Source organism: Mesorhizobium sp. M7D.F.Ca.US.004.03.1.1 (assembly GCF_003998635.1).
Lineage (GTDB): Bacteria > Pseudomonadota > Alphaproteobacteria > Rhizobiales > Rhizobiaceae > Mesorhizobium > Mesorhizobium loti.
In genome coordinates, this window is sequence record NZ_RZQG01000594.1 from 1 (window position 1) to 3,772 (window position 3,772).

Sequence of the window (3,772 nt, forward strand, 5' to 3'; positions counted from 1 at the left end):
CGCTCGCCAACATTCGAGCTGCGCTCGAGCAGAATCGCCATATCGTAACCATCGAGCCCGCGATCGCTGGGCGCGCGCGGCTTGCGGTCGAACGGATGCTCGCACTTTGAGCACCGATGTCCGCAGCTTCTTCGGGCGGCCAATTATCATCGGCGGCGGCATCGCCGGGCTGATGACCGCGCTTCATCTGGCACCTGAGCCAGTGCTTGTTCTGTCCAGGACGCTGCTGGGAGCTGACACGTCGAGCACCTGGGCACAGGGTGGTCTGGCCGCGAGCCTCGGTCATGACGATGATGCGGCGCAGCACCTGGCTGACACGCTTGCCGCCGGCGACGGGCTCTGCGACAGACGCATGGCAAAACGCATCCTCCAGGCCGCGCCCAGTGCGATCGAAGGCCTTGCGAGTCTCGGGGTCCCCTTCGACCGTATGTCGACAGGGTCGCTACGCCTCGGATTGGAGGCCGCACACAGCCGGCGTCGCATCGTTCATGCGCATGGCGACGGCAGCGGGCGTGAGATCATGCGTGTCCTGATCGCGGCCGTGCGTTCCACTCCGTCGATCGTTGTTGTGGAGGGCGTGGAAGCGCGCCGGCTGACGGTCAAGGACAATGTCGTCCGCGGCGTCTGGGCAAGCTGTTCGCTAGGATCCGTTTTCTTCGCCTCGCGGCGCGTCGTTCTCGCCACCGGTGGGATCGGCGGGCTATTTCTCGACACGACCAATCCACCTGGGAGTTGCGGACAGGGTCTGGCGCTTGCGGCCCGCGCGGGAGCCGTCCTTTCCGACCTCGAGTTCATCCAGTTCCACCCGACTGCGCTTGACGGGTCGGAGCGCCCGATGACGCTGATCAGCGAGGCTGTCCGCGGCGAAGGTGCCGCCCTCATCGACGAAACCGGCCGCCCCTTTCTCGAGGGCGTGCAAGGGGCAGAACTTGCCGCCCGCGATGTCCTGGCGCGCGCCGTGTGGAACCATCTTGCGAACGGCCACCGTGTCTTTCTCGACGCGCGGCAACGGCCTGGCCCGGAATTCGCGCGCCAGTTCCCGACGATCGCGTCCGCCTGCCGTGGAGCCGGCATCAATCCGGCGCGCGACCTTATTCCCATCCGCCCCGCTCAACACTACCACATGGGTGGAGTGGCCGTTGACGGGTCCGGTCGCAGCTCCGTCAAGGGGCTCTGGGCCTGCGGCGAAGTCGCCTCGACCGGACTGCACGGCGCCAACAGGCTCGCCAGCAATTCCCTGACCGAGGCGGTCGTATGCGCGCGCTGGGTTGCTGAAAGCGTGGCCGGAACCCCTGCGCGCAGAACAAGGCCTGCGTTTGGGGGCGATTACCCATCGCCCGATCCAATACTCGCGCGTCCCTACGTGTCGCGCGCACTCGGCATCGTCCGAGATAGTGAATCTTTGGAAGCCGCTATACGGGCCTTGCTACCGATCGCCGAAAGCAAGCACGCGGCAGCGGATCCTGCGGCTGTAGGGCTGATGGTCGCGATTGCCGCCTTGCAGCGCCGGGAAAGCCGAGGCGCCCACTATCGGACGGATTTTCCCGATCATGCACCCGAGGCCAGACGGTCTGAAATCATACTCGAAGCTGCCTTGGGCCTAGCGCGGGAACTGGCACACTCCCCAGCGCTGGAAAGGGCCACGTGATGATCCTCAGGCCGCTTCCCGCCGTCATGCTCGAGCCGCTGGTAAGGGTAGCCCTCCTTGAAGACCTTGGCAGGGCCGGAGATATGACTACTGACGCCATCGTGGCCAAATCCCACCATGCGACGACCGTGCTTGCGGCGCGCCAGCGCGGGATTGTCGCAGGGCTCGATCTGGCCATGCTCGCTTTCCGACTGATCAGTCCCGACGTTGAAATCTCGGTGGAGCGGCCAGACGGCAGTAGTGTCGTGGAAGGAGAGGTCATCGCATCGGTGGTTGGCCCGACCCGGGCCATTCTCACCGCTGAACGTACGGCGCTTAATTTCTTATGCCATCTGAGTGGGATTGCCACCGCGACCGCGTCGATTGTTGCAGCCGTTCGCGAACATCCTGTGAAGATCACCTGCACCCGCAAAACGACACCCGGCTTGCGGGCTGTCGAAAAATACGCCGTGCGTGCTGGGGGCGGCGCCAATCACCGCTTCGGCCTCGACGACGCCATCTTGATCAAGGACAACCACATCGCCATCGCGGGTGGGATCCGTTCGGCCATCAAGAGCGTGCGAGCGAGTGCAGGTCATCTCGTCAAGATCGAAGTCGAGGTCGATACGCTGACCCAGCTAGAAGAGGCACTGACGCTCGTTCCCGACGCCGTCCTGCTCGACAACATGTCGGTTGACCAATTGCGGGAGGCGGTGCTGATGGTCGCCGGCCGGGCGATCACGGAGGCGTCCGGCAGGATCACCGCCTCAACAGCGCCAGCCATCGCCGCCACCGGCATCGATCTTATCTCCATCGGCTGGCTGACCCATAGCGCGCCGATCCTCGATATCGGCCTTGACTATCGAGCGCCCTGACGAGCCATGAGCAAACACATGGGGCAATCCACATTCGAACCCGCATGATTTGTACGACAGCGTAGAGATGGGAACAGGATGGACATGCACGGCACCAATGCGACGAAGACAACGCGACAGGCTCAAGCCCCTGACACCGGCATGTGGACTTTGGAGAAGGCTCGGGCTGTTCACGACGCACCCTTCAACAATCTCCTTTTCCTGGCGCAAACCGTTCACCGCGAGAATTTCGATCCCAACAAGGTCCAGCTCAGCCGCCTTCTCAGCATCAAGACAGGCGGATGTCCGGAAGATTGCGGCTATTGCAGCCAGTCGGCGCATCACGAAACCGGCCTGAAGGCGTCGAAGCTGATGGAAGTCAGGCGCGTCATCGCCGAGGCGACCAAGGCGCGTGACGCCGGCGCCACGCGCTATTGCATGGGCGCGGCCTGGCGAAACCCCAAGGCGCGCGACATGGATGCGGTCGTCGCCATGGTCGAGGGCGTGAAAGCGCTGGGCATGGAGACCTGCATGACGCTCGGCATGCTCGATCTTGATCAGACCGTTCGTCTGAAACAGGTAGGTCTCGACTATTACAACCACAACATCGATACGTCGGAACGCTACTACAGCGAGATCATCAGCACGCGCAGCTTTGCCGACCGGCTCGATACGCTCGAGCTTGTCCGCCAATCCGGCATCAAGGTCTGCAGCGGCGGCATTGTCGGCATGGGCGAAGAGCCGCTGGACCGGATCGACATGCTGGTCACGCTGGCCAATCTGCCGGAGCATCCGCAAAGCGTTCCGATCAACATGCTTATCCCGATCTCCGGCACCCCGCTTGCGGAAGCCAAGTCCATCGAGCCGATCGAATTCGTGCGTGTGATCGCGCTGGCGCGCATCATGATGCCGAAATCGCACGTCCGTCTTTCCGCTGGCCGCACCGCCATGACCGACGAGATGCAGGCGCTGTGCTTCTTCGCCGGCGCCAACTCCATCTTCGTCGGCGACACGCTGCTGACGGCGGACAATCCCGGCGAAGACAAGGATATTCTGCTGTTCCGGCGCCTCGGCATCGAGCCGATGGAACTCGAGGCGCAATGAACGGGGCACCGCTTGCCCGCTATGACGCGACCCTGCAGGGGCTGGCGCGCAAGGACCGGCTGCGGACGCTGTCGCCGCGCACCGGGCTCGACTTCTCGTCGAACGACTATCTCGGGCTTGCTGCCTCCAAAAGAGTCGGCGACGCGGTTGCGGCGGCGATTGCGCGGGGTACGCCGGTCGGCGCCTG

The 3,772-nt window shown here is 63.9% G+C and carries 3 protein-coding genes and 2 pseudogenes; all 5 read left to right on the forward strand.

Annotated features, from left to right (window positions below; genetic code table 11):
* Positions 1 to 110: pseudogene (locus EN935_RS26030) on the forward strand (quinolinate synthase NadA); the annotation flags it as partial.
* The gene (locus EN935_RS26035; protein ID WP_127373753.1) at positions 107 to 1,648 is read left to right on the forward strand and encodes an L-aspartate oxidase; all 1,542 of its coding nucleotides are present in this window, start codon (positions 107 to 109) and stop codon (positions 1,646 to 1,648) included. The pseudogene EN935_RS26030 and the gene EN935_RS26035, both read left to right, overlap by 4 nt.
* Positions 1,648 to 2,502 (forward strand): carboxylating nicotinate-nucleotide diphosphorylase, encoded by an 855-nt coding sequence (nadC, locus tag EN935_RS26040; protein WP_127266217.1) that lies wholly within the window; start codon positions 1,648 to 1,650, stop codon positions 2,500 to 2,502. The genes EN935_RS26035 and nadC overlap by 1 nt, the downstream gene beginning before the upstream one ends.
* A 141-nt stretch (positions 2,503 to 2,643) precedes the next feature.
* Positions 2,644 to 3,585 carry a biotin synthase BioB gene (gene bioB / locus EN935_RS26045; RefSeq protein WP_245489051.1) on the forward strand — a complete coding sequence of 314 codons (942 nt, stop codon included), beginning with the start codon at positions 2,644 to 2,646 and terminating at the stop codon, positions 3,583 to 3,585.
* Positions 3,582 to 3,772, forward strand: a pseudogene (locus EN935_RS26050) (8-amino-7-oxononanoate synthase); the annotation flags it as partial. The gene bioB and the pseudogene EN935_RS26050, both read left to right, overlap by 4 nt.

Coding starts and splice junctions, on each gene's coding strand:
- nadC (WP_127266217.1), top strand. CDS start 1,648: ATGATCCTCAGGCCGCTTCCCGCCGTCATGCTCGAGCCGCTGGTAAGG.
- bioB (WP_245489051.1), top strand. CDS start 2,644: ATGTGGACTTTGGAGAAGGCTCGGGCTGTTCACGACGCACCCTTCAAC.